This is a genomic window from Acinetobacter sp. TTH0-4, assembly GCF_015602665.1.
Classification (GTDB): domain Bacteria; phylum Pseudomonadota; class Gammaproteobacteria; order Pseudomonadales; family Moraxellaceae; genus Acinetobacter; species Acinetobacter albensis.
In genome coordinates this window covers 1,413,794-1,435,846 of sequence record NZ_CP059079.1, presented here as the reverse complement: position 1 = coordinate 1,435,846, position 22,053 = coordinate 1,413,794, and the positions used below count along the sequence as shown (strand labels likewise).

The 22,053-nt window shown below is 33.5% G+C and carries 23 protein-coding genes and 1 pseudogene; 16 read left to right on the top strand and 8 right to left on the bottom strand.

Annotation, left to right across the window (positions count from 1 at the left end):
- The first annotated feature begins 490 nt into the window (after positions 1 to 490).
- Positions 491 to 748 carry a hypothetical protein gene (locus H0S58_RS06645; RefSeq protein ID WP_092719167.1) on the top strand — a complete coding sequence of 86 codons (258 nt, stop codon included), beginning with the start codon at positions 491 to 493 and terminating at the stop codon, positions 746 to 748.
- 100 nt (positions 749 to 848) lie between these two features.
- A complete protein-coding gene (locus H0S58_RS13920) occupies positions 849 to 962 on the top strand; it encodes a hypothetical protein (protein WP_406741611.1) in 114 nt (37 codons plus the stop codon).
- 119 nt (positions 963 to 1,081) lie between these two features.
- Here the strand turns inward: H0S58_RS13920 and H0S58_RS06640 are convergent, their stop codons facing one another.
- The gene (locus tag H0S58_RS06640; protein WP_195727506.1) at positions 1,082 to 2,572 is read right to left on the bottom strand and encodes an amidase; all 1,491 of its coding nucleotides are present in this window, start codon (positions 2,570 to 2,572) and stop codon (positions 1,082 to 1,084) included.
- Between the two features lie 258 nt (positions 2,573 to 2,830).
- On the opposite strand from H0S58_RS06640, the gene H0S58_RS06635 reads away from it, so the two are divergent.
- Positions 2,831 to 3,310 (top strand): hypothetical protein, encoded by a 480-nt coding sequence (locus H0S58_RS06635; RefSeq protein ID WP_195727574.1) that lies wholly within the window; start codon positions 2,831 to 2,833, stop codon positions 3,308 to 3,310.
- Positions 3,311 to 3,371: 61 nt separating this feature from the next.
- On the opposite strand, the gene accC is transcribed toward H0S58_RS06635, so the two are convergent.
- From accC to H0S58_RS06615, 4 genes are all read right to left on the bottom strand, one after another.
- A complete protein-coding gene (gene accC / locus H0S58_RS06630; protein ID WP_053577964.1) occupies positions 3,372 to 4,739 on the bottom strand; it encodes an acetyl-CoA carboxylase biotin carboxylase subunit in 1,368 nt (455 codons plus the stop codon).
- A gap of 17 nt (positions 4,740 to 4,756) precedes the next feature.
- Complete coding sequence (locus tag H0S58_RS06625) at positions 4,757 to 5,173, bottom strand: acetyl-CoA carboxylase biotin carboxyl carrier protein (RefSeq protein ID WP_092719174.1); 417 nt, start codon at positions 5,171 to 5,173, stop codon at positions 4,757 to 4,759.
- A gap of 16 nt (positions 5,174 to 5,189) precedes the next feature.
- Positions 5,190 to 5,645 (bottom strand): type II 3-dehydroquinate dehydratase, encoded by a 456-nt coding sequence (aroQ, locus tag H0S58_RS06620; RefSeq protein ID WP_053577962.1) that lies wholly within the window; start codon positions 5,643 to 5,645, stop codon positions 5,190 to 5,192.
- 236 nt (positions 5,646 to 5,881) lie between these two features.
- A complete protein-coding gene (locus tag H0S58_RS06615; protein WP_195727505.1) occupies positions 5,882 to 7,198 on the bottom strand; it encodes a Y-family DNA polymerase in 1,317 nt (438 codons plus the stop codon).
- Positions 7,199 to 7,502: 304 nt separating this feature from the next.
- Between H0S58_RS06615 and H0S58_RS06610 the strand changes: the two genes are divergently transcribed.
- Positions 7,503 to 7,685: a hypothetical protein gene (locus H0S58_RS06610; RefSeq protein ID WP_195727504.1), complete on the top strand. Its 183-nt coding sequence runs from the start codon at positions 7,503 to 7,505 to the stop codon at positions 7,683 to 7,685.
- Between the two features lie 72 nt (positions 7,686 to 7,757).
- Here H0S58_RS06610 and H0S58_RS06605 read toward each other — a convergent pair whose 3' ends face one another.
- Positions 7,758 to 8,270, bottom strand: coding sequence for a LexA family protein (locus H0S58_RS06605; protein WP_193893753.1), 513 nt, complete (start codon positions 8,268 to 8,270; stop codon positions 7,758 to 7,760).
- A 214-nt stretch (positions 8,271 to 8,484) separates the two neighbouring features.
- Here H0S58_RS06605 and H0S58_RS06600 point away from each other — a divergent pair, with 214 nt between their 5' ends.
- The 10 genes and pseudogenes from H0S58_RS06600 to H0S58_RS06555 all read left to right on the top strand — a co-directional run bounded on the left by H0S58_RS06600 (position 8,485) and on the right by H0S58_RS06555 (position 18,004).
- Positions 8,485 to 8,841 carry a hypothetical protein gene (locus tag H0S58_RS06600; RefSeq protein WP_053577959.1) on the top strand — a complete coding sequence of 119 codons (357 nt, stop codon included), beginning with the start codon at positions 8,485 to 8,487 and terminating at the stop codon, positions 8,839 to 8,841.
- 155 nt (positions 8,842 to 8,996) lie between these two features.
- The gene (locus H0S58_RS06595) at positions 8,997 to 9,251 is read left to right on the top strand and encodes a hypothetical protein (RefSeq protein ID WP_053577958.1); all 255 of its coding nucleotides are present in this window, start codon (positions 8,997 to 8,999) and stop codon (positions 9,249 to 9,251) included.
- A 4-nt stretch (positions 9,252 to 9,255) separates the two neighbouring features.
- Positions 9,256 to 9,995, top strand: a pseudogene (locus H0S58_RS06590) (zeta toxin).
- Between the two features lie 174 nt (positions 9,996 to 10,169).
- Complete coding sequence (locus tag H0S58_RS06585) at positions 10,170 to 11,045, top strand: MBL fold metallo-hydrolase (protein ID WP_195727503.1); 876 nt, start codon at positions 10,170 to 10,172, stop codon at positions 11,043 to 11,045.
- Between the two features lie 156 nt (positions 11,046 to 11,201).
- Entirely contained in the window at positions 11,202 to 11,969 is a 768-nt protein-coding gene (locus H0S58_RS06580; RefSeq protein ID WP_195727502.1) for an alpha/beta fold hydrolase, read from the top strand.
- Positions 11,970 to 11,988: 19 nt separating this feature from the next.
- Positions 11,989 to 12,153 carry a hypothetical protein gene (locus H0S58_RS06575; protein ID WP_195727501.1) on the top strand — a complete coding sequence of 55 codons (165 nt, stop codon included), beginning with the start codon at positions 11,989 to 11,991 and terminating at the stop codon, positions 12,151 to 12,153.
- 159 nt (positions 12,154 to 12,312) lie between these two features.
- Positions 12,313 to 13,659 (top strand): site-specific integrase, encoded by a 1,347-nt coding sequence (locus H0S58_RS06570; protein WP_195727500.1) that lies wholly within the window; start codon positions 12,313 to 12,315, stop codon positions 13,657 to 13,659.
- 11 nt (positions 13,660 to 13,670) lie between these two features.
- On the top strand, positions 13,671 to 15,251 hold the full coding sequence (locus tag H0S58_RS06565) for a site-specific integrase (protein ID WP_195727499.1): 1,581 nt from the start codon (positions 13,671 to 13,673) through the stop codon (positions 15,249 to 15,251).
- Positions 15,241 to 17,565 (top strand): hypothetical protein, encoded by a 2,325-nt coding sequence (locus H0S58_RS06560; RefSeq protein WP_195727498.1) that lies wholly within the window; start codon positions 15,241 to 15,243, stop codon positions 17,563 to 17,565. The genes H0S58_RS06565 and H0S58_RS06560 overlap by 11 nt, the downstream gene beginning before the upstream one ends.
- A 1-nt stretch (position 17,566) precedes the next feature.
- Entirely contained in the window at positions 17,567 to 18,004 is a 438-nt protein-coding gene (locus H0S58_RS06555; protein ID WP_195727497.1) for a hypothetical protein, read from the top strand.
- A gap of 248 nt (positions 18,005 to 18,252) precedes the next feature.
- Here the strand turns inward: H0S58_RS06555 and H0S58_RS06550 are convergent, their stop codons facing one another.
- A complete protein-coding gene (locus H0S58_RS06550; RefSeq protein ID WP_195727496.1) occupies positions 18,253 to 20,535 on the bottom strand; it encodes a DUF2971 domain-containing protein in 2,283 nt (760 codons plus the stop codon).
- Between the two features lie 385 nt (positions 20,536 to 20,920).
- On the opposite strand from H0S58_RS06550, the gene H0S58_RS13915 reads away from it, so the two are divergent.
- Positions 20,921 to 21,379: a transposase family protein gene (locus H0S58_RS13915; protein ID WP_265088218.1), complete on the top strand. Its 459-nt coding sequence runs from the start codon at positions 20,921 to 20,923 to the stop codon at positions 21,377 to 21,379.
- Positions 21,327 to 21,797: a transposase family protein gene (locus H0S58_RS13910; protein WP_265088219.1), complete on the top strand. Its 471-nt coding sequence runs from the start codon at positions 21,327 to 21,329 to the stop codon at positions 21,795 to 21,797. Before H0S58_RS13915 ends, H0S58_RS13910 begins: the two co-directional genes overlap by 53 nt.
- A 1-nt stretch (position 21,798) precedes the next feature.
- Here the strand turns inward: H0S58_RS13910 and H0S58_RS06540 are convergent, their stop codons facing one another.
- Positions 21,799 to 21,996 (bottom strand): helix-turn-helix domain-containing protein, encoded by a 198-nt coding sequence (locus tag H0S58_RS06540; protein WP_195727495.1) that lies wholly within the window; start codon positions 21,994 to 21,996, stop codon positions 21,799 to 21,801.
- Positions 21,997 to 22,053 lie beyond the last annotated feature (57 nt).

Here is a 22,053-nt window from a genome sequence, read left to right as displayed (position 1 = left end):
TCATCATCTGCTGTTTTACTTATGCTAGTCATTTATGCATTTGGGCAAATGTCTAATTCATTATAAATAACCAATAAAAAGCACCAAAAGGTGCTTTTTATTTAAGTGGGGTCATCAAATTGAGGGATAGTAAAATTGAAAGATAAATTTAAAGTATAAAAATAAATCAAATATAAATTAATTTTTATTGTGGGGCTAAGTGTGAATACTAAAAAATTAAGGATGTTGTTATCGATGTTAGTATTTTTGAGTGTAGTACTAGGTTTGTATATTCATCAACAAAATAAGGAAAAAAGAAAAAATGAAATTAAGCAGTTGGTTTTTGAGGCAGAACAAAGTTTATTGCAATTGAACTAAGTGGTGATAAGCCCAATAGAGTTTTTTTATGATTTTGACCCAAAGTAAATAGAAATATACTTATATTTGAACGCATAGACGAAGCGATTAATTTTATTTATGATGAGTTACATAGGCAAAAAAGTATAAAATTATGAATTTTAAACAATTTAAAATCGTGAATGTCATTTTGGCTATTATTGGAGTTGCTGCATTTTTATATTTCCAAGAATCTATACGAACGCAAGACAAAGAGCCTTTTAAACAAGGTACTTCGGAGTATGCGGGTTATCATTATGCACAAGAAAATAAATTAGCTGGTGCAGATCAATGTAAAAATGCAAAAGATAATGCGGTTAAAGTATTTAATGCAGAATTTTTAGCAGGTTGTAAAAGATTTTTTGATCAGTAATGATAATTTTACATTTGTTGTGTAAAAATAAAACTGTGTATTTATTCTAGGTCTTATATTCTGTTTAATTCTGAGTATATGAGAGTCAATAATGAAAATAATGATCGTAGTAGGACTATTGGTGATGGTTGGACTCACAGGTTGCCAAAAACGTGATACTGATAATAGTCAGCAAGACAAAACCACTACACCACATTCGATGGACAAAGATTAATACAATCCATTAAGTTAAGCCCATTTTTATGGGCTTTTTAATTGCAAAAAATTCTTTCAAGTTTGCATTATTATGAGAGTCATAAAAATAGTTCAAGGACATAAAGGGATCTTGACGTGTTATATGTGAATTTTGTTATAACGATTTAACCATGGCTGAGCTTGTTCAAGTTGAGCCGCGAGTTGTAGTAATCTATCTTCTTGAGCGAAAGGTGCAATAAATTGAGAGCCCAACGGAAGATGATCTTTATTCCAATACAGTGGAACTGACATTGCAGGTAAACCCGTAATATTGGCCAATTGGGTAAAAGGAACCCATTTTAGATTGTCTTTAACAATTTGATCGACCAGTTTACCTTGAGCAAGCAAATGCGCTTTTCCTAATTTGAGTAAACTTTTTAAAATAGGTTTTTGCCATTGTGGAAGTTTGATTTCGCCATTTTTAGGTGCAACTGATGCAGTGGCAGGAGTTAAATATAAATCATAGCGATCAAAAAAATGATTCATTTGTGTGGTGTATAGTCCCCAATTATTGAGATTATGGATATATTGAGCTGCACTGGTTTGAGCTCCAAATGCGGCCAATGCCAATGAGTCGAGTTCAAAATCCCCATTTTTACTTTGATATTGTTGTTTGATTTGTTCCAGCATATAAGAAAACTGACTAAACCAAGTGGTAATAAAATCTCGAGCTAAAGCCAGTCCGTCAATAGCAGGAGTATCTTCTATTAACGTATGTCCTAAAGATTTTAGTAATTTCACGGTATGATGTACTGCGGCTATCGCGTCTTCAGATACTTTTGTACCGATTGGAGATTGGGTACTAAATGCAATCTTTAATTTTTTGGGTGGAAATTGAATTGCTTCTAAATAAGTGGATTCAGGTGATTTAATTTTAAATAATGAGCTATGTTCAGGGCCATGCGTTACATCTAACATTGCAGCACTATCACGTACTGTTTTGGTCAATACATGTTGAATTGCAGCGCCATGCATCGCTTCACTCATATTTGGCCCCCACGGGGTACGGCCACGGCTAGGTTTTAACCCAAATAAACCACAATAAGATGCTGGAATACGTATAGATCCACCGCCATCTCCTGCACCAGCCAGAGGAACGATGCCTGCTGCAACAGCAGAAGCAGAACCACCTGATGATCCACCACTATTATGTTTGAGATTCCAAGGGTTATGACACGCACCCCAAGCATCGGGCTCGGTAATGCCTTTAATGCCAAATTCTGGTGTATTGGTACGCCCAAAAGTGACAATACCTGAGTTTTCCCAGCGATTTACAATTTCAGAATTTTGTTCAGCAATATAATGGATTCGTTTTAATCCTGTGCAGCCATATGACGTGGGATAGCCTGCATATTCTTGAAATAAATCTTTCACTAAAAAAGGGACACCAGCAAAAGGCCCAGTTAATGCTTGTTGAGTGCGTGTCTTTGCATAGTCATGCATAGGAATAATAATTGCATTCAATTTGGGATTGGTGTCTGCGGCGCGTTGTAATGCTAAATTAAGCAATTCTGAAGAGCTAACGTGTTTTTTAGCCACCAAGTCGGCCAATCCTAGTCCATCATATTGAAGATATTCAGAAAGTTTCATAGTGTCCTTATTTAATTTTTTTAAACCTCTGTTTTTGTAAGCGATTTTATCTTAATAAGCAAGACTGTTTTTTATTCAAAAAAAATGAGAGTTGGCTATTCAAAACTAGACCATTGAAAGCTATTTTTTTGATGGTCAAATAACTGATTTTTATGTTCAATAGACTAAATATATTGTTGTAATATGGTGATAAATACTGGTTTTTCATAAAAGCATGCTAACTTGTAGTTAAGGATTTTAGTTTTGAATTTTAAACGTATGAAAAAAAAATATCTGACCATTTTTCTCGTATTATGCTCATCAATTGCGATGGCAAATGAAAGTAAATCAGTGGTAGCAAACGAAAAAGTAAAACCAACAGAAAATTCGAATAGTATTCGTATTGTGACGCGTCCAGAGATTGTAGGATTGTGGGGAATGCAAATTCCCAATAATAAAAAATGTATTGAATATTACAATTTTAAAAGTAATAACGATGTGATGATTAAGAGTGGACAAGAGTGGTCATCGGGAATTTACGATTACCAGCCACCTCAAGAGGAACGTACCTTATTGCCAGCCCTGATCTTGCAAGTCAAGTATGATAATAATGAAAAGGATTGCTTAGGCCTTCAGCAGGATCAAAGTGGCGAAATTTCCCAGTATTTTGTCCAATGGAAAAATCCATCAACCATTCATTTTTGTACGAATGAAAAGGCAGAACAATGTTTTGCTACTTTAAGCCGTGTCTTGCCTTAAAACTTAAATAATTTTTATAAAAAAACCGCTTATTAGAGCGGTTTTTTTATGTTTATATATTTTAAGCGTTTTCTTTTACATGACCTTCTAATTTTTGAAGCAAATGCTTTTCAAGATAATGAATATCCATTGCTTGAGAGCAAAAGTTTTTATCTTCTAAAATTAGATCTTTATGCAAAGGAATATTGGTTTTAATTCCTGTCAGAATGATTTCTTCTAAGGCTTGTTTCATACGCGCAATACAGGTTTTCCGGTCTTTACCATGCGCAATGAGTTTAGCAATCATTGAATCATAATAAGGAGGAATGCTATAACCTTCGTAAATATGCGAATCTAAGCGAATACCTGCACCACCTGGAGTATAGAAGTGCTCAATTTTACCCGGTGATGGCATGAAGTTGGTTGGGTCTTCAGCATTGATACGACATTCCATGGCATGACCATGACATTGAACATCGGACTGTTGTATGTTTAGACCAAGACCGCCTGCAATCAGCAATTGTTGTTCAATAATATCGATACCTGTAACCATCTCGGTCACTGGATGTTCAACTTGAACACGCGTATTCATCTCAATGAAGAAAAACTCATCATCTTCAAACAAGAATTCAAATGTTCCCGCACCGCGATACTGCATCAGCTTACATGCATTTACGCATGCTTCCAAAATGTCAGCACGGGCTTGTTCTGGTAAGCCTGGCGCCGGCGCTTCTTCAAGTACTTTTTGATGGCGACGTTGCAAAGAGCAGTCACGGTCAAAAAGATGAATCGCATGACCGTTACCATCCGCTAGAACTTGCACTTCAACATGACGTGGTTTTTGTAGGAAACGTTCCATATAAACCGTATCATCACTAAACCACATTTCTGCATCACGCTGTGCGGCTTGAACAGATTCAAGTAATGTGTCTACACGTTCTACAATACGCATACCACGACCACCACCGCCTGAAGCAGCTTTAATGATCAATGGGAAGCCAATCTCTTTGGCTTCAGCTAGCGCATTGCTGGTGGTCACTGCGTGTGCAGAACCTGGAACAGTTGGAACGCCTGCTTTACGCATCGCGGTAATGGCAGAAACTTTGTTTCCCATTAGGCGAATGTGTTCAGGGCGTGGCCCTATGAAAATAAAACCTGAACTTTCAACAATTTCTGCAAATTCAGCATTTTCAGATAAGAAGCCATAACCTGGATGGATCGCATCTGCACCTGTAATTTCAGCAGCAGTAATAATTGCTGGGATGTTTAAATAGCTTTCACTACTTGCACCCGGACCAATACATACGGCTTCATCAACAAAACGAAGGTGCATGAGGTCTTTATCGGCATCGGAATAAATACCAACGGTTTTAATTCCTAAAGTTTTGCAAGCTCGGGTAATGCGTAAAGCGATTTCACCCCGGTTTGCAATTAATACCTTTTGCAACATGATAAATCCTCGTGGTTTTACGCGCGATAGCGGAAAAGAGGTTGACCGAATTGAATCACTTCGCCATTTTTCACTAAAATTTCTTCTACCACACCGCTTTGCGTCGCTTCAATTGGGTTCATGATTTTCATGGCTTCAATGATGCCTAACGTTTCACCTGCTGAAATGGTTTGACCCACTTTAACAAATGGTGGTTCACCTGGGCTTTGAGCAGCATAAAATACCCCAACCATCGGAGAGGTTTCTACCGCACCGCGCGGCGTTTTTGCTACAGGCGCAGCAGCAACAGCTGTAGGGATGCTTTGAACACCTGCCGCAACCACTGGATTACGACGCGTTAAAGCGATAGATTGATCACCTTCTTTAACTTCTATCGCTTGTAAGTCAGATTCAATCATCAGGTCGATGAGTTTCTTGATTTTACGGATATCCATGAGACAATATTCCTAATTATGGTTGCGTAGTAGGTTGAATTTTTTCGATAGCGTAATCGAGAGCAAATGAATAACCTTTTGCTCCTAAGCCACAAATCACGCCAACGGCTTTATCAGATAAATATGAGTGATGTCTAAATGCTTCGCGAGCATGAACATTCGATAAATGAACTTCAATATAGGGGATAGCTACACCAAGAAGGGCGTCACGAACTGCAACAGAGGTATGTGTCAATGCTGCTGGATTGATGAGGATGAATTTCACAGCTTCTAATTGTGCTTGATGAATTCTGTCAACAATTGCGCCTTCCCAGTTACTTTGGAAAGTATCTAAATGAATTGCTGCTTTTTGTGCCTGAATAATGAGCTGCTGATTGATGTCATCTAAAGTGAGATGCCCATAAACATCTGGTTCACGCTTTCCTAGCAAATTAAGATTCGGTCCATGAATGACCAAAATGCTCGAATTCATTCAGCTTGCTCCATTTTTAAGTTGCACCAATATCTTGCAAGATAGCTGCAAAATTTGCCCATTATGGCACGAAATCCTACATTTTTATTATAACTTGCTTAATTTTGACGTAGAGTTTGTGTGTCATATATGTGCTATATATTGAGAACTTTGCAAGTAAATGGCAATGTTAAAAAATGACATTTTTTATTGTTTTTATTTATTTCAATATTGTAAACCGAATTGACCAAAACAGTTCATGTGATTTGTGTAACTGCCATCGAAGAATCATCAATGCTCAGCATTTCTTGCCAACATGTGGTGTAGCGTGGGGAGCGATATTGTTGCCTCATTTTCCATATTTCGCTGTTTGAATGATAACCCAACTGAATGCATTCGGCTCCATAGCGTTGTTTCATCGCTAGCAAGGTTTTCATTAAATGATCGCGTTGTTGAATCAGTTCTATGGGGTGCCATAAATCTTGAATATGTTGTTGCTTAGGTTGAAGTGCGGTCAACATAATTGAAACTTTGATATATTTTTTATTTTCTTTAAATAAAACATCTACTTGATTTAATGCTGTTTGATTTAAAATGATTAGATCATCGGTGGCATATTCAAGTCCTACGGTATGAGAAATACTGATTTTATAGGGCGGATGGGAAGATTTTTCATAGAGGGAAACATGCACACAGGCGCATAATTGCTGTTGCCTCGTTAAGCGTTTATAGGCACGGTCAATATGAAAAATTAAAGCCTGCTTCAGAATGCTCTTTTGATTGGTGGCGGTTGCAAAACTTCGCGATGAAAGAATACTTTTTGATGGGATGGAAGGATCTTCTAAGGCAATGCAAGAGTGACCTTTTAGCTCACGAATAGTCCGTGTAATAAGCACAGAGAATTGCTTAGTCAGATGCTGTTCATTGGCAAAAGTTAAGTCATAGCCAGTATATATTTCATAATCCTGCAGTTTTTTGCTGATTTTACGCCCAATGCCCCAAATTTCAGCCACTGGAGTTTCTTGAAGTAGGTTTTCGTAGCTACATAAATCTAGGTGAGGTAAATAACATAAAGAGTTAAAACCTGTTTTTTGTTTTGCAAAATGATTTGCCAGTTTGGCTTGAGTTTTTGTGAAACCAATACCAATACAGCAAGGTAAGCCTATCCATTGATTAATTGTATTTATGAGTTCACGACAGTATTGTTCAAGGTCAAGCGTTTTCGCATAAGGCGTTAGATTGATAAAACATTCATCAATTGAATAGGGTTCAATATCTGTACTATGAAAATGTTTGGCTAAAATGGCAAAAAAACGTCGAGACATATCTCCATATAAAGCGTAGTTACTCGAAAAAACTTTAACATCTGCTTGCAGTGCTTGTTTTTCAATGGTGTGCCAAGCAACGGCCATGCCTATATTTAAGGCTTTTGCTTCATTGCTACGTGAAACCACACAACCGTCATTATTTGAAAGCACAACCACAGCTTTGCCATTGAGTTTTGGATTGAACACACGTTCGCAACTGACATAGCAGTTATTAATATCAATGAGAGCGAATAATTGGTTGTCCATTTTTATCTTGAATTTGTAACTTTTTCAAATTAAGAATAACGTGTAATTCAATAAATTCCAAATTTAAAAAATTAATGAATGGGGAGAAGCATTTAAACTTGTGTAACTATTAGTGTAATTACAGTTAAACATGTAAATCACTCTTTTATGGATTAAATAAAAATCAATAAATTAACAGCAGCGCTATTACAGTGTATTAAATAGACACAGTTGTAAGCTTGGCGAATTCAAAATATTCATTAGATTAGTAGAAGTCGTAAAGTTAGTGCGACATATCCCAAAAAATTAAAGGATGGATATGAAAATGGCTAATCAACAACACAACCAACAAAATGATAATCAGGGTCAACAGCAGCAAGACCAGCGACGTCAACAAAATAGACAGCCTAACCAGCAAAATGACAATCAGCATCAACAACAACAGCAAAACCAACAAGACAATCAACGTCAGCAGAAGCAACAAAAAACCCATCAACAACAACGCTAAGATTCACCAAGAAAAAAGCCTCAATTAATATTGAGGCTTTTTAATGATTAAGGAATTAATTTTTTGATTTAATTAACGTAATTTTTTTAAAATACACGTTACTACGCCCCAAATAACAAGTTCTTCTTCACTCTGTAAATAAATGTCGGGATATTCTGGATTTTCTGCTTTTAACCAAACTTTATATTGATGTTGATGCGTTTTCTCTTTCATGAATCGTTTGACAGTAAATTCATTGTTAATCATGGCAAGAACAATATCGCCATGTTCGGGCGTTAAACTTCGATCAATAATAATTTGGTCATCGATATCAATTCCTGCATTTTTCATAGACAGTGAATTCACGCGTAATATAAATGTACTTAATGGATTATGAATCAGATGTTCATTGAGATCGATAAAGTCTTCAGTATAATCTTGAGCAGGCGAGGGGAACCCCGCAGCTACTGACTCCAGTGGATAGGCAATTTGTAAATGAGTTCGAGCTTCAATTGGTTGAAGTTCAATATTTTTAGAACGGTCGTCTTTGGGAATCGGTTTTAACCACGCTTTTATTTCCACTACTTTAGATTCTGGCACACGCATGACGACTGTTTTTTCTTGATAATGCGTTTTCCGGCCAGCATTTTTACGTTTTCCGCCGTGAGTAGGAATTTGGTGCAGTGAGTCTGTCAACTTTGGTTTCTTCTTGAATATGTAACTTTTTCAAGATTAGCAGAAGTAGAACAATTTAAAAAGAGGCTTTATATATAAACAATGTAGAGTAAAATACGTTATTTATTTTGATTGGTAATAAACAATGACTCAAAAATCTCCTTTAGAAGAATTAATCGCAGAACAAAAATTACTGTGCGAGGAATATGACTCTGCTTATATTCAAGTCCAAGGAGATGATGTAGTAGCCATCGCTGTGGATAGCTTAAACCAAGAACCGATCGTTGGAATTCGTAAAAAACCTGAAACTGAAGAAAATGTTGCTTGGTTTATTTATGGCGGTGAATTAGGTGAGGGGCAAGATGTTTTTCAAACCATGACCGTTCGTGAGTTACAGGATATTTTACCTGAAGTTCTCCCATACTTGGCTTTAGCTGAAGGTTATCGCTTTATGATTGATCGTGAAGATTACGAAGATGTATGGAAGGAAGGGAGCATCTGATTTTACTGTTATAGAGTCATTTTTATTAAAGTTTTTACCTCGTTTTAAAGCTTTAGCGTTATGCATTACATTTCTATATTGATGTATAAATAGACAATAGTCTGCGCTATTGCTAGAATACAATGAAATAAATCAAGTCGAAAGGGAGTTGTTTTATGACAGCTTATACCATCATGAAAGCAGGTCAGTATGAGGATGACATGATTCCTAAACTTGCTATGCATGCTTTTCGACATGCTTTTAATAAAGCGTGCTCTGTAGCCACTGTAGTGTATACAAAAGATCTAAGACTCGTACAACGTGACACCAATGGGCACGAAAGCATGATCCAAGATTTGTCTCATGCTTACATTGCTGCTGATCATGTGCCTAAAGTGTTAAAGCGCCATAAAAAAGAGGCTGTTGTATAATTTAATGCCTCAACCTAGAATTAGAATGTTTGCTGATCCAAATGGATCGGGGAAAAGCACAATTAAAGAATATCTATTGCCCCATCATATTGGGGCTTATTTAAATGCAGATGAACTCGAACAGAATTTAAGTGCCACGCATCAATTAGATTTAATGATCTATCATACAGCTTTAAAAGCACAAAATTTAATCCATTTTTTAAACCAAAAAAAACGGCCTCAAGCTGGGAAATTGCTACCTTTGCTTAAATTACAGCCCTCAATATTAGAAGATGGTCAAATACGGTTTGACCTTTCAGAAATTGATTCTTATTTGTGTGGCCGTATTATTGATTATATTCGTTTGGAGTTTTTACGTTTAAAGATTAGTTTTACTTTTGAAACAGTCATGTCACATATTTCCAAAGTTGAATTTTTACAAGAAGCAAAACGTCAAGGTTTTAAAACCTATTTATATTATGTCTCGACTGTCGATCCGATTATTAATATTGCGCGTGTTCAATATCGAGTGAGTATGGGGGGGCATGCTGTACCAGAACAAAAAATTGTTGAGCGTTACTATCGAAGTATAAATTTACTGATGCAGGCAGTTGATGCAAGCGACCGAACAATTCTTCAAATGGTGAAAATGCAGCCTTCCTTGCAGAAATTCAATCGGCAGAAATCCTTAAAATAAATCCTGATGTGCAGCAGCTTCCATGGTGGTTTGCAGAAAAGGTACTTAAGGATTTTACAGCAGAATAAAGTTATTCAGCTTTTTGTGGCTGGGTTTTGAGTCGTATTATTTGAGTTCAAAATAGGTTATGGGTTTGAGTACCCTGAGCTTGGTTAAAATAAAAGTGTATAAATAGAAAAATAATCACAATAGCATCACTTTAATGATGGGTGATCAACTTTCAAAATATAAGGAATTTTAGAATGCAAAATCCGAAAATACAGCATTTTTTTGATGAGCACACCAATACTTTTAGTTATGTCATATCTGATGTGATAAGCAAGCGCTGCGCGATTATTGATAGTGTTTTAAATTATGATGCGCCGTCAGCGACAAGCTCTACAATTCAAGCAGATTTAATCATTCAATATATTCATGAAAATAGCCTAAGCGTAGAGTGGATTTTAGAAACACATGTTCATGCAGATCATTTAACTGCTTCACAATATTTAAAAAAACAATTAGGTGGAAAAATTGCAATGAGTCAAAAAATTGCAATTGTACAAGAAACATTTAATACAATTTATAATATGAATATTCATAGTACCGCTGACAATCAGATATTTGATTATCTTTTTGAAGACTACGAACAGTTTCATATTGGCCAATTAAATGCATACAATATCCCAACGCCAGGGCATACACCTGCATGCATCAGCTATGTGATAGAAAACTGTGTATTCGTCGGTGATACTTTATTTATGCCCGACTATGGTACAGCTCGGTGTGATTTTCCTAAGGGGAGTGCATCTGAGCTTTATGATTCGATTAAGCGTTTATATGAATTAGATGAAAATATGCGTGTTTTGCTGTGCCATGATTATTTACCTGAAAACAGGGATGAATATTGCTGTGAAAGCAGTATTTATAAGCAAAAAAATACAAATATTCATTTAAATCACAGCACCACTAAAACAGAATTTATTGAGATGCGTAACCGCCGTGATGCCACGCTTTCTATGCCTAAACTTATTTTACCTGCGATTCAGATTAATATGAATGCAGGTAAATTTCCAGCACTAGAATCCAATGGAATTCGATATTTAAAATTACCTTTTAATTATTTTAAGCAAATGTGAGATGTTTCTAAATAAATACTATTTTTGTGGGAACCAATATTATCCACTAGATTCTAAATCAAAATAGCCTAAGCGTTTTTTTTGTATAATAAAAGGCAATTGATTAAATTTCTAATATAACTAAAATTAAAGTAATCTTAAAAAGTAATCAAAACTATGATTTTAAATCACGAAATTAATCAAAACGAACATGCCAAAGAAAAAATACCTTTTGTTTTTATTCATGGCCTTTTTGGTAGTTTAAGTAATTTAGGAATGATTGCACGTGAATTCTATAAATCACATGTTGTCATTCAAGTTGATGTAAGAAATCATGGACATTCACCAAGATCTTCAGAAATGGACTATCTGGTAATGGCACAAGATATTTTAGATACCTTGGATTTACTTGAAATTGAAAAATTTTCTGTAATAGGGCATTCAATGGGCGGGAAAATTGCTATGCAGCTAACTGCTCAAGCCAGTGAACGTGTTGAAAAAATAGTTGTTTTAGATATAGCACCGATTACTTATACAGAAAATCACCATGATCAGATTTTTAAAGCTTTATTTGCGGTACAAGATGCAAAAATTGAAACGCGTTTAGACGCAACTAAAATTATGCGTGAATACTTAGATGAAGAAATGATCATACAGTTTTTGATGAAATCATTTCATAAAGGCCAATGGTTATTTAATGTAGAGGAATTATTTCATCATTATACTGATATTTTAGGATGGCATAATATCCAGATATGCCATAAAGAAATACTTTTTATTCGCGGTGGTGATTCTAGTTATATGAGTCAAGATCAACATTTTCAAGCAGTTATGCATCAATTTTCTAATGCTCAAATTAAAGTGATTGAAAATACAGGACACTGGTTACATGCAGAAAAACCACAACAAGTTATTGATGAAATTAGCAGGTATATGGAAGTTTGAGATGTAGGGTCTAGAACAAATGGTTCTGTATTCATTACCAGTCAAATTTAATGAAGATCATTTCTATCTACTTGAAGCATATAAAGGTTTTATCGGTCGTGTTGTTGCGGTTCAGGTTTCAATGTCTACCATGGATCGTAATATTTATTATATTGGAAAAATCTGTTTATTTTCAAAGACTTAATTATACCATTACGTATAATGTATATTATGTTAAATCCGATACACCTAACCATAACTTCATATCCTTCTTACTTAAACCAAAATTCAATAACTTAAGTGATTTCTATTTCACTTATAAAATATGATATGTTGACCTTAAGAATACTTCATAAACTTTACTATGTTTGCTTTAAAAACAATTCATTTAGAAAAGAAAGTCTCAAACGAAAATCAAATTATTCTTTTATTTGATCTAAATTCATCTTTTCCATGTTTGTACCCTATGCTGTACATAATGAAGTTCCTTAGATTTCAAAGCATATCCACGCAGCATGCAGATTTGATAGCAATAAAATTTTGGTATGAATTTTGGCATGAAAAGTTTTCGACATCCTTTTGTGAATCGTTCTACTCGACATCCTACAATTTTGAGATCATTCAAGGTGAAATTGATAATTTTATTGTCTATTTAGAAAATAATAAAAAAATTGAAAGCAATCTTATTCGGCTAAGAAATACAGACCAAACTAATTACACGACAATTAGTCATAGAGTTAGATCTTTTCTGAAGTTTTACAGCTTTTTGATTGATGAATACCTAAGCATCCAATCACAGCCACAACTTACTTTAAAGGAGATTCAAAAAATTAAAGAAAACTTGAACAAATATATGATAATAAAGAAAAAAATAATAAATAACTTTTCAAAAGCCAATAAAACAATTAAAAGTGAGATAAATCACAATTTTAAGAGTATGAATCAGGAAATGATTAAAGGATTGTATTCAGTCATTTCTCCAAGCAACTCTAATAGATACAATGAATTAAATCCTTTTAGATCTAAAAGCGTACAACTCAGAAACTTTCTGATGATACATCTTATGATTAACTATGGTCTTAGAGTTGGTGAGCTCATGCTACTAACAACCAATTCTATTAAAAAATCAATTCAGAATCATAATTTTAGTTTAATTATTACAAATACAGATGATGAGTTCGATGATCGATCAAAAAAGCCAAAAATCAAAACTGAATATTCATACCGAGTAATTAAACTACAGGAACGAGACTATAGAATTCTTCAAATTTATATAAATGAAATCCGAAAAGAAATTCCTTCACAAATTTTATTTACATCTTTAAAGCCTCCCTACTCTGCTTTAAGTTATGGCAGTGTTAAAAAGATATTTGATAAAGTAGATTTGTCATTAAAGGCGTTGTTACCTGAGTGTTTTGATACTTCAGCTTATGATTCAATAGAACGTCTAACTCCACACGTATGTAGACATTCTTGGGCTTATATGATGTTAAGTTTTTCTTTTGAGAAATATAAGAAAGAAAATGTTAGTCACTCCGATCTCAAACAAAGTGTAAATGATGCTCTACTAAAAGCACAGGATGATCTAAGAGCCTTAGGTGGTTGGTCACCTACAAGTACAATGCCTATATATTATGGTAAACGCTTTATTGTAGAACGTGCTAATTTTATGAATTTGGCTCGGATCATAGATTCCAGTATTAAATTTTGATTGATAAAAATATGTCCCAACTTAGTCTAGATTTTGAAAAAATTGATAATAGTCATAGTGAACTTATTATTTTCCACGATGCTGACCTTAAGCTCATAGAGTCTTTACAGTTGCCGACAATCATTCGATTTCATAGAGCCGATAAATTTGATAGTAAGTTCGTTCAAACATCTAACGATGTTTGGAATTTTTCTTATTCAGGGAAAAAGCTTCACTTAAACTTCTCTAACTTCAGCACGTCAGAGAAAAAATTGGCTAAATTTTTTCTAGCGAATTATGTTCAGATCAATACGCCATCTTTCCTTGAAGCAAAATTACAAGCTTACACTTTTGTAATAAAATCACTAAAAACTAGAAGCCTAAAGCTTGATTATCGCAATTCAAAAGCTTTATTGGTTGATTTAGCAAAAGCCGATAATTCTACATACTATTATCATTTTAAGTTTTTGGTGAAGCTACTATTTATCGAGAACTTTTCATGCTTTGATCTTGACCACGAATACGAGTTGGAATTTCTTGAACGTCCTCAAGCATTTAATTCAAAATTATATTACCAACAATACGAAGATTCTATTGATTACCCTCTTATTTCAATGATTCAACAAGGTTTTATCAAGTTAAACCAAGTTATCAAGGATGATTTTCAAAGTATTGATAATCAAGAACTACTTTACTCATCAATACTCGGTTTAGTGTATGTAACTGGTCTTAGACCTGTGCAATTAGCTAAGTTATCTGCTGAAGATATAAAAATAGATACCACACGTACGATAGATCAATTCCATCGCTATAGCATACTAATTCCTTATGCAAAACAAGCACGTTATGTACATGAGAAGATAGCTGTAAAACTTCCAGAAGAAGTTGCTGAAATCATCATTGCTTATAGCGAAAGATTTAACTTAAGTCCAAAAGATAAGTTGTTTGATTTAGGTGAAAATTCTGCACGCTTTTGCTCAAAAGCGATTAATACACAATTATTTGATTTTGCTCCCGAAGAGTACAAAGAAGCTGTTCTTGCAGATGAATTGATAAAGCAAAAGTACTCATTTTCTGATTTTAGGCATCATGTTGGCTATAGTTTGGCAATGGCAGGGTCTTCTGCTGAAGAAATTGCATATATCTTAGGTCACTCTTCTGTTGTAACTGCTAGACATTATATTTTTTCTACTCCTGAATTAGCCCAAATTAGAGCACAAGCACTTGGTAAAAATTCTCTGTACAGACAAATGATCGCCATGCTCTTGACTGGAAGACTAGTTTATAAGAAAGACTGGCATCAGAAAAAAGTTCTTGGAAATATTGGTAGCAAAATTCATTACGATATTGGTGGGTGTTCTTACAAAGACAAATGTTTATTTCAACCTGTACGTAACTGCTATGGTTGTATGTACTTTCATCCTTTTATTGATGCTAATCATAGTAATGTTCTAGAAAGTATACAAAGTGAAATCAATGAACTCATTAAGCTATCAGATGGTATAGGTGTTTCTAGAAATCCTTTAATTAGAGTTCATGAATCAACAAAATTTGAAATTGAATCTGTAATTGCTCGTTGTGCTATGCATAAGGAAGATCACAATGAATCTTGAAAAATATAACGCATTCATTAACGAACAAAAAGAATACTTTAATCAAAATTTACAGGCGAACTTCGAGTGTAGTTGGAGTGATCCATTATGGTATGGAGGAACAATAGGTTCTGGCTGGTTATTATCTAGAAGTGGGAAAATATATTTTAATTTTGAAATTATTAAAAGATTAAATGGTGTAAATAGCTGCAATATTAATGAAGTTTTTCAATATTTTATTAAAGCAGTTTTAATTCTTAGCTATAGAAAATCAAACGCTAAAGCATCTCCTCAAAAGCTATGTGCAGAGTTCTATGTTTTAAAGCGCTGGTACAGCTCACTTCATGATATGGATATATCAAAAACACATCCCTATTACTTATCAACTTTAGTTTTAAATAATTCTTTTGAAATTCTTGTAGAAAACTCCAGCAAAACAAACCTTCCAGATCATGCAGGTTCATACCTCAGACTACAGGAAATGTTAAATCACTATTGTTTTACTGAACAACCATTAGAATTTTCTCAAAAATATCTTTACACAAGTTCTCATAATAGAACCCCAAATGCCAAGAGAACAAAAGCTTTAATAGAACAATTAGAGCTTGATGAAGATGATATTGATACGGATAAGCTGATTTCTATTCGGACATTTATAAATATTGTGTCCTTAATTAGTTTGTGTGAAACGAATGGTGAAAAGATTGTTCTTAATCTTTTATTATTACTGATTGTCACAGGCTTACGATCAACGGAAGCAATCCTTCTAAAAACAGATGCATTAATCAAACAATCTATTCTTGATCCAGTAACAAAGGAGCATCTAACTTTAGATGGCTTCAAACAATACACTTTGGGAATTCAATATCATGGTGCTAAAGGTGCTGGATTTAGAATACATTGGGTTGAGCCCTTATCTGCAAATTTAGTAGAGACAATATTTCAATCAGTATTAAGTCTTACCCAAGAATATAGAGGTCACCTTAAATATATTAGATCAAAAAAAAATTCAGATTTTTTACCAAAATCAATTGATGAAATTAGTGAAGATTATTTAGAAATAGATGACCTGATTGGAACTATTTTTGGAGTTAAAGATACCTATAGAGGTCGAGCTGGACAACGTGAAGTTGTTATTAAAACTCTTAAAAATGTACCTGTTTTCAAGGAGATTAAATCTGGTCAAAGAGTTGAAAGATATTATTTAAAGCATGATATCAATAATTTCATCAAAGGGTTGGCAAATTATGACTCTGAATACCCTATAGATCATGTTTTTAATTATGAAGGAAAAATGGAAAAAATTGCTTATGAAGATCTACTTTTTATTCATGAATTTAGATCAGCAACACTACGAAGAGCCTTTATTAATAAAACAAACATTATTCCTTTAAATGTAGTGTTAGTGAATAGCTTTTTAGGGAATTCGTTAAGTACATCTGTTTTTGAAAAATATAATCTATTAGAAAATGAGGCTGAACATTCAAAGCTTACAAGTCATATTCCACGGCACAACATTAATACTTTTCTTGCCCTCAGTGGTTTAGCAGAACATTTACAAGCAATGTTAATGGGCCGTGTAGACATCAAGCAAAATCAATATTATCAACACTTAGCATTAAAACAACGTAAAGTCACAGCTAGTTTATTAGAAAAACATGAATTGATACTTTATGAAAATGACAGGAAAGAACTAAAGCCAGACTATCCAATTGACTCTATCAAAAATGATGGATTAATGTACTTTTCAGACAAGTTGGATTTAGAAAATAATCTAAAAATGAATTTACAGACCTTTGATTCAAAAAATGAAGTAGCGAGTTATGTAAAGGAATCTTTCTTTGATGAATATTTTCAAGATATCGCTGAATCTTTTAATGAATTGGTTAAAGAAGATCGATCATTAGCCAACTCATTAGTTCAACGCCATGCTTGTTTACACCCCCTGCCTTTTGGTGGATGTATGCGTGAAGTCGCTGTGCACGATTGTCCTAAACGTCTTGCCTGCCAATCAGGTGATCAATGTGGAAACTTCGCTTTAACTGGTCGTAAAGGTGAATTAGAAGCCCTACAACATACTTTGAATGAATTACTAGATAAGTTTGCACATATAGAGCAAATCGTAGTCCATGATTTATCTTATAGTGAAATGCTTGAGGAATTACGTCAAAAAATACTTCATTTAAGTGACTTAAAAACAAAAGCACTTGATAGACAAAATAGCTTAACACCTATTCCCATTTTTCCTTATGAAAATGCAATTGCTAAATTACCAACAACCTTAAGTGAACTGTTCGCCATAGAACAGCAAAAAATTGAGACTAAGGAAGCCTGATATGTTACGTGGTAAACAATTAGATGAAGTCATCGAACAAGAATTGCAAATGATGTTGATTGAAGGCTTTGGAAAATCCCCTATTTCGCACAAAACTCTTCATAATCGTCTAACAGCAAAGGGATATATATCAGGCGGGCTTAGTACTTTGAGTTCAGCTGAAAGGAAGAAGCTCATATCTCTGTATGTATCTGAGCAGATTTTGCCACTAAACCTAAAGACTAAGGAACAACAACTTTATGTGAATAAAAAGACAAGGCAGGCTCTTACTGACACCAATAAAAATCTGCGTACACAAATTGATGATTTGGAGTCACAGCTTCATCAGAATACTGAAACACTTATAGATATTATAGAAGAGGTAAAGTTAAGAACTAATTTGAAGATAGACCATCTACTAGCCCCTCACCTTCTCAAAAAATATCTATCACGGGAGTAGTTTGAAGGCATCAAATTAAATGGAAAATAAATTTCACAATTTAATTGCGTTAAAACAAGCAAATGAAAGCTTTTTATAATTTCAGCACGTATCATTTCTGAAAAGGCTATCTATACATAAATGACCCAAATAGAATATTGCTACCAAAATAAGTTAAAATATAGCTCTGGTATTCAACTGACGCTCATTATGAAAGTAATAACTTTAATGATAGTTGATAATTAAAACAAAGAGATCACTTTAAATTTTTAATCAAGTTCAATATCTTTGTACTCTAAGGTGAAATTATTATCTTCACTCATGAAAGCTTGACGCACTAAAATTTTTTGCTCATATGGTGAAAGCTTATTGTTTAAAGCCTGTACAAGATTGCCTATCAACTTCTTTTTATCTTCTGGAAATTGTAATCCCAATGTAATACTTCTAATATTTGCATTAATTTTACTTCGATCAGGTTTAAGGTAATCATAAGTTGTAAATTCGACTTTATTTTTTAAAAAAGTAAAAACCCTTACTTCATTTTCATAATCCCAATCTTTATTTTTTGTTAATAAAAATTGATTGAACACATATGTATCTTTCTCTTTAAGTCTTTTTTTATCATCAAGATAATCTACTTTACTAATCCCAAATCCATTAGGTAATTCTCCACCAAACCAATATTCAACCATAATCCCTTTGTGTTGTTCAGCATAGTGAGACCACATAAGCATTGAATTTTCATTATTAGAAAAGGAACAAATATAGTAGTCCTTGTAGATAAGAGAGTCTGGCGTAATTTTATCTAAATCAGGCAATTCAATAGGATCATTTAATTGTCTTTTACTTGGTAGATAAAAGTATTGATTGGCTAGAGAATCAATTGTATTGATGTTGAAAGGTGAGTATTTAAATAAAATGTTGAAGCGGTCAGATGATGAATAGTTCCATTTAAAAGTATTAACTAAACTTAGATTAAATTCATTTTTTAGTTCTTCGTACTCTCCCTCAGAAAGTGTATCAAATTTGGAGTTTTTATAACAATTTAAATAATTTTGGATAATCTGATAATTTTGTTCCTTTGAAGAATGCATAAGGTCTAAAGCATATTTGTAATAATTAAGTGCATTTATATAATCCTTATTATAATCATAGCAAACACCAAGACAATTTAAGCTGCTCATCGAAGGGGTATTTGTCTTATGAAAATCTAGAATAGTTTTTATCACAAAATCGTAATTTCCAGAGTTAATATGTGGAGAACAGAAGTTTATTAAATCTAGATGATTTGAAATTGTTTCTATATCATAATTTTTTAAATTATTTAGTTTAATATGGTTGCTTTCACGAATATTTTCTTCTTTGAGAGATATAAGTTGTTGTTTTAAATCTCCATATAAATTGTGACTCACTATTTCAGGTTTATCTAGAATTTTTAATGCTTTCTGAAAGGAGGAATGCATCTCTATTGGAAAATTTAAATCGAAACTATTTGTTTTCAATTTTTTAATATCTAGGCATAGCAATTTGAATTGTAAGAGTAGATTAAGGTTATTTGTATCATCATCACGATGAATAGATGTTAATTGGTAGAACTGATCTTTGACAAATTCATAGGTTTTATTGTCAATATTTTGGTTAAGTTCAGTTTGACTCAATAGATAATATAATGACGATTTCAATTTATCGTTAAGAGCATTTTTTTCTTTTTCCTCCTCATAATAATTTATTACATCTAAAAATTGATCAGCTAAATAAGCTTTGTGAATTAATACATCTTTTGTAGGATTAAGTTCCCCTTTTTTTGCTTCCTTTTTATAAAACTCATAAATATTTTTATGATCTCCTAATAAGAATTGATCTATATTATAAAAATGAACTTTGGATACAGCCATATCAAAATCAATTAAATTATTATCATAATATTTTTTAATAACATCAGCATCTAAATAACTTGTTTTTCTAATTATTTCAATACCTGAATCAAAATCATCAAGAAGAAAATAAATTAAAACAAGAACATCATTTTTGTTTATCCCTTTATTTGAGTCTGGAATTGTATATATTTTTTTTAAAAATAGTAGATCTTCCTTAGAAAGCGTATCTATACTTTTTGAATTAAAAACGTGATTTATTTTTTGTTTAATTTGACTAATATCTTTGTTTTGGTAATCAATTTCTAGAGATTTTATTAAGTATTTTATATCGTAGCAACTTTGATAAATGCACCAATGAGCAGCTGAACTTAGACTATCTGCTTCAATGGCTTTTCTATAAAAATTCAAAGAAATATGAGTTGAACGGTGACTATCATAGATATGTTGGGCAGTTCTTCCTAAATATAAATAAGCATTTGATAACGAACCTTCACGATTGATAATTTCATCAAGAACATGTTCATTATTCTCATTTTTTAAACTCAATATAAAGTAATAAAAACCAATATAATCCTTGTTTTCAGAAGTAGACCAAACATCTTCCAAGAAAGAAAGGTGGGAGAAATTTGCATTATTAATGAATTCTTTAATTTTCTTGTGATAATCAGACGTCATTTATTGGTTAACCTGTTCCTATACTTTATTCATTGAATAATAACCAATTGTAATTAAAAAATCATAAAATTAGTGCTAATAAGTTGTGATGAAAAACATCTTTAGAACAACTAAGTGTTCAAACTATTTTTTCCTCAAAATACCTATAAAACTGGATAATAATTAGATGCAACAAATCACCTATTTTTGACAAGCTCTTATTTATACGAATAAAAATCTGCGTACACAAATTGATGATTTGGAGTCACAGCTTCATCAGAATACTGAAATGCTTATAGATATTATTGAAGAGGTAAAATTAAGAACCGCCTCATCTTCTCAAAAAACATATATCACGGGAGTAATATTTTAGGGTCAATATTAGACCTCTTTCATAAATCAAAAAATGATCTTCTTTTTGGTTGATATTTGCACTCCGGATTTCTTAGCATTCGTGCATAATCTGCGGATGAAATACATCGATTCAAACAAGCTTTCTGATCCTCAGTTCAAGCGATACACTGGCATCTCATGGTCAACCTTCTATTTAATGGTTGAGCAATTGAAGAAACTTGTTCCTACTAAAGGCAGACCGCCCAAGTTAAGCCTGGAAGACCAGATTCTGCTCTGTCTAAGCTATTGGCGGGAATACCGAACCTTATTTCACGTTGCAACGAGTTACGGGGTTTCAGAGCCCACAGCCTCAAGAATTGTCCGTCATGTTGAAGACTGCCTGATTCAGTCCAATCTTTTTAATTTACCCAAAGATTTACCCGAGGGCGAAGGCATAGACTGGAATGTTGTGATCGTGGATGCCACAGAAATCCCAATACAAAGGCCTAAAAAAACAGAAGAAAAGCTATAGCGGCAAGAAAAAGACCCATACCTTCAAAGTACAGGCCATGATTCACTACAAGACTCAGCAAATACTGAGTTTATGTACCAGTCGCGGTGCTGTACATGATTTCGAGCTATTTAAAAGAAACATAAAGCTGATTCCTTCAGAAGCCTTTGTTCTTGCAGATAAAGGCTATCAGGGTATTTATGCTCTGCATCCGAATAGTCTGTTACCTTTAAAAGCCAAAAGACGTTGTAAATTGGATCCTGAACTAAAAATCTATAATCAGGAAATCAATAAAAGAAGAATAGGAATTGAGCATGTATTTGGCAGGCTTAAAACCTTCAAAATCTTTGCTGAGCGTTATCGAAATAGAGGTAAAAGACTCGGTTTGAGATTCAATTTAATTGCTGGAATCTATAACTTGGAGCTGAGTAAAAAATGATTTATGAAAGAGGTCTATTGAGTGTTTGTGAAATTTGATAGAGTTTTTCAACAGTAATGCTGACTTCACCCCTTTCAATTCGCCCCAAATAGCTACGATCAATCGTTGTTAATAAGGCTAATTGTTCTTGGCTAATAGATTTATTTTTTCGAGTTTCCCTGATTTTAGAGCCAATCGACAGTGCTAGTTCTTGATTCATAGGTGACAACCGTAAATACAAGAACTATCAGGAATTGAAGTGTTTTAATCCACGGAT

Coding starts and splice junctions, on each gene's coding strand:
- H0S58_RS13915 (WP_265088218.1), top strand. CDS start 20,921: ATGATCTTCTTTTTGGTTGATATTTGCACTCCGGATTTCTTAGCATTC.
- H0S58_RS06565 (WP_195727499.1), top strand. CDS start 13,671: ATGTCCCAACTTAGTCTAGATTTTGAAAAAATTGATAATAGTCATAGT.
- H0S58_RS06635 (WP_195727574.1), top strand. CDS start 2,831: ATGAAAAAAAAATATCTGACCATTTTTCTCGTATTATGCTCATCAATT.
- H0S58_RS06595 (WP_053577958.1), top strand. CDS start 8,997: ATGACAGCTTATACCATCATGAAAGCAGGTCAGTATGAGGATGACATG.
- H0S58_RS06560 (WP_195727498.1), top strand. CDS start 15,241: ATGAATCTTGAAAAATATAACGCATTCATTAACGAACAAAAAGAATAC.
- H0S58_RS06610 (WP_195727504.1), top strand. CDS start 7,503: ATGGCTAATCAACAACACAACCAACAAAATGATAATCAGGGTCAACAG.
- aroQ (WP_053577962.1), bottom strand. CDS start 5,645: ATGAATTCGAGCATTTTGGTCATTCATGGACCGAATCTTAATTTGCTA.
- H0S58_RS06625 (WP_092719174.1), bottom strand. CDS start 5,173: ATGGATATCCGTAAAATCAAGAAACTCATCGACCTGATGATTGAATCT.
- H0S58_RS06540 (WP_195727495.1), bottom strand. CDS start 21,996: ATGAATCAAGAACTAGCACTGTCGATTGGCTCTAAAATCAGGGAAACT.
- H0S58_RS13920 (WP_406741611.1), top strand. CDS start 849: ATGATCGTAGTAGGACTATTGGTGATGGTTGGACTCACAGGTTGCCAA.
- H0S58_RS06600 (WP_053577959.1), top strand. CDS start 8,485: ATGACTCAAAAATCTCCTTTAGAAGAATTAATCGCAGAACAAAAATTA.
- H0S58_RS06615 (WP_195727505.1), bottom strand. CDS start 7,198: ATGGACAACCAATTATTCGCTCTCATTGATATTAATAACTGCTATGTC.
- H0S58_RS06580 (WP_195727502.1), top strand. CDS start 11,202: ATGATTTTAAATCACGAAATTAATCAAAACGAACATGCCAAAGAAAAA.
- H0S58_RS06550 (WP_195727496.1), bottom strand. CDS start 20,535: ATGACGTCTGATTATCACAAGAAAATTAAAGAATTCATTAATAATGCA.
- H0S58_RS06575 (WP_195727501.1), top strand. CDS start 11,989: ATGGTTCTGTATTCATTACCAGTCAAATTTAATGAAGATCATTTCTAT.
- H0S58_RS06640 (WP_195727506.1), bottom strand. CDS start 2,572: ATGAAACTTTCTGAATATCTTCAATATGATGGACTAGGATTGGCCGAC.
- H0S58_RS06555 (WP_195727497.1), top strand. CDS start 17,567: ATGTTACGTGGTAAACAATTAGATGAAGTCATCGAACAAGAATTGCAA.
- H0S58_RS13910 (WP_265088219.1), top strand. CDS start 21,327: ATGCCACAGAAATCCCAATACAAAGGCCTAAAAAAACAGAAGAAAAGC.
- H0S58_RS06605 (WP_193893753.1), bottom strand. CDS start 8,270: ATGCGTGTGCCAGAATCTAAAGTAGTGGAAATAAAAGCGTGGTTAAAA.
- accC (WP_053577964.1), bottom strand. CDS start 4,739: ATGTTGCAAAAGGTATTAATTGCAAACCGGGGTGAAATCGCTTTACGC.
- H0S58_RS06570 (WP_195727500.1), top strand. CDS start 12,313: ATGTTTGCTTTAAAAACAATTCATTTAGAAAAGAAAGTCTCAAACGAA.
- H0S58_RS06645 (WP_092719167.1), top strand. CDS start 491: ATGAATTTTAAACAATTTAAAATCGTGAATGTCATTTTGGCTATTATT.
- H0S58_RS06585 (WP_195727503.1), top strand. CDS start 10,170: ATGCAAAATCCGAAAATACAGCATTTTTTTGATGAGCACACCAATACT.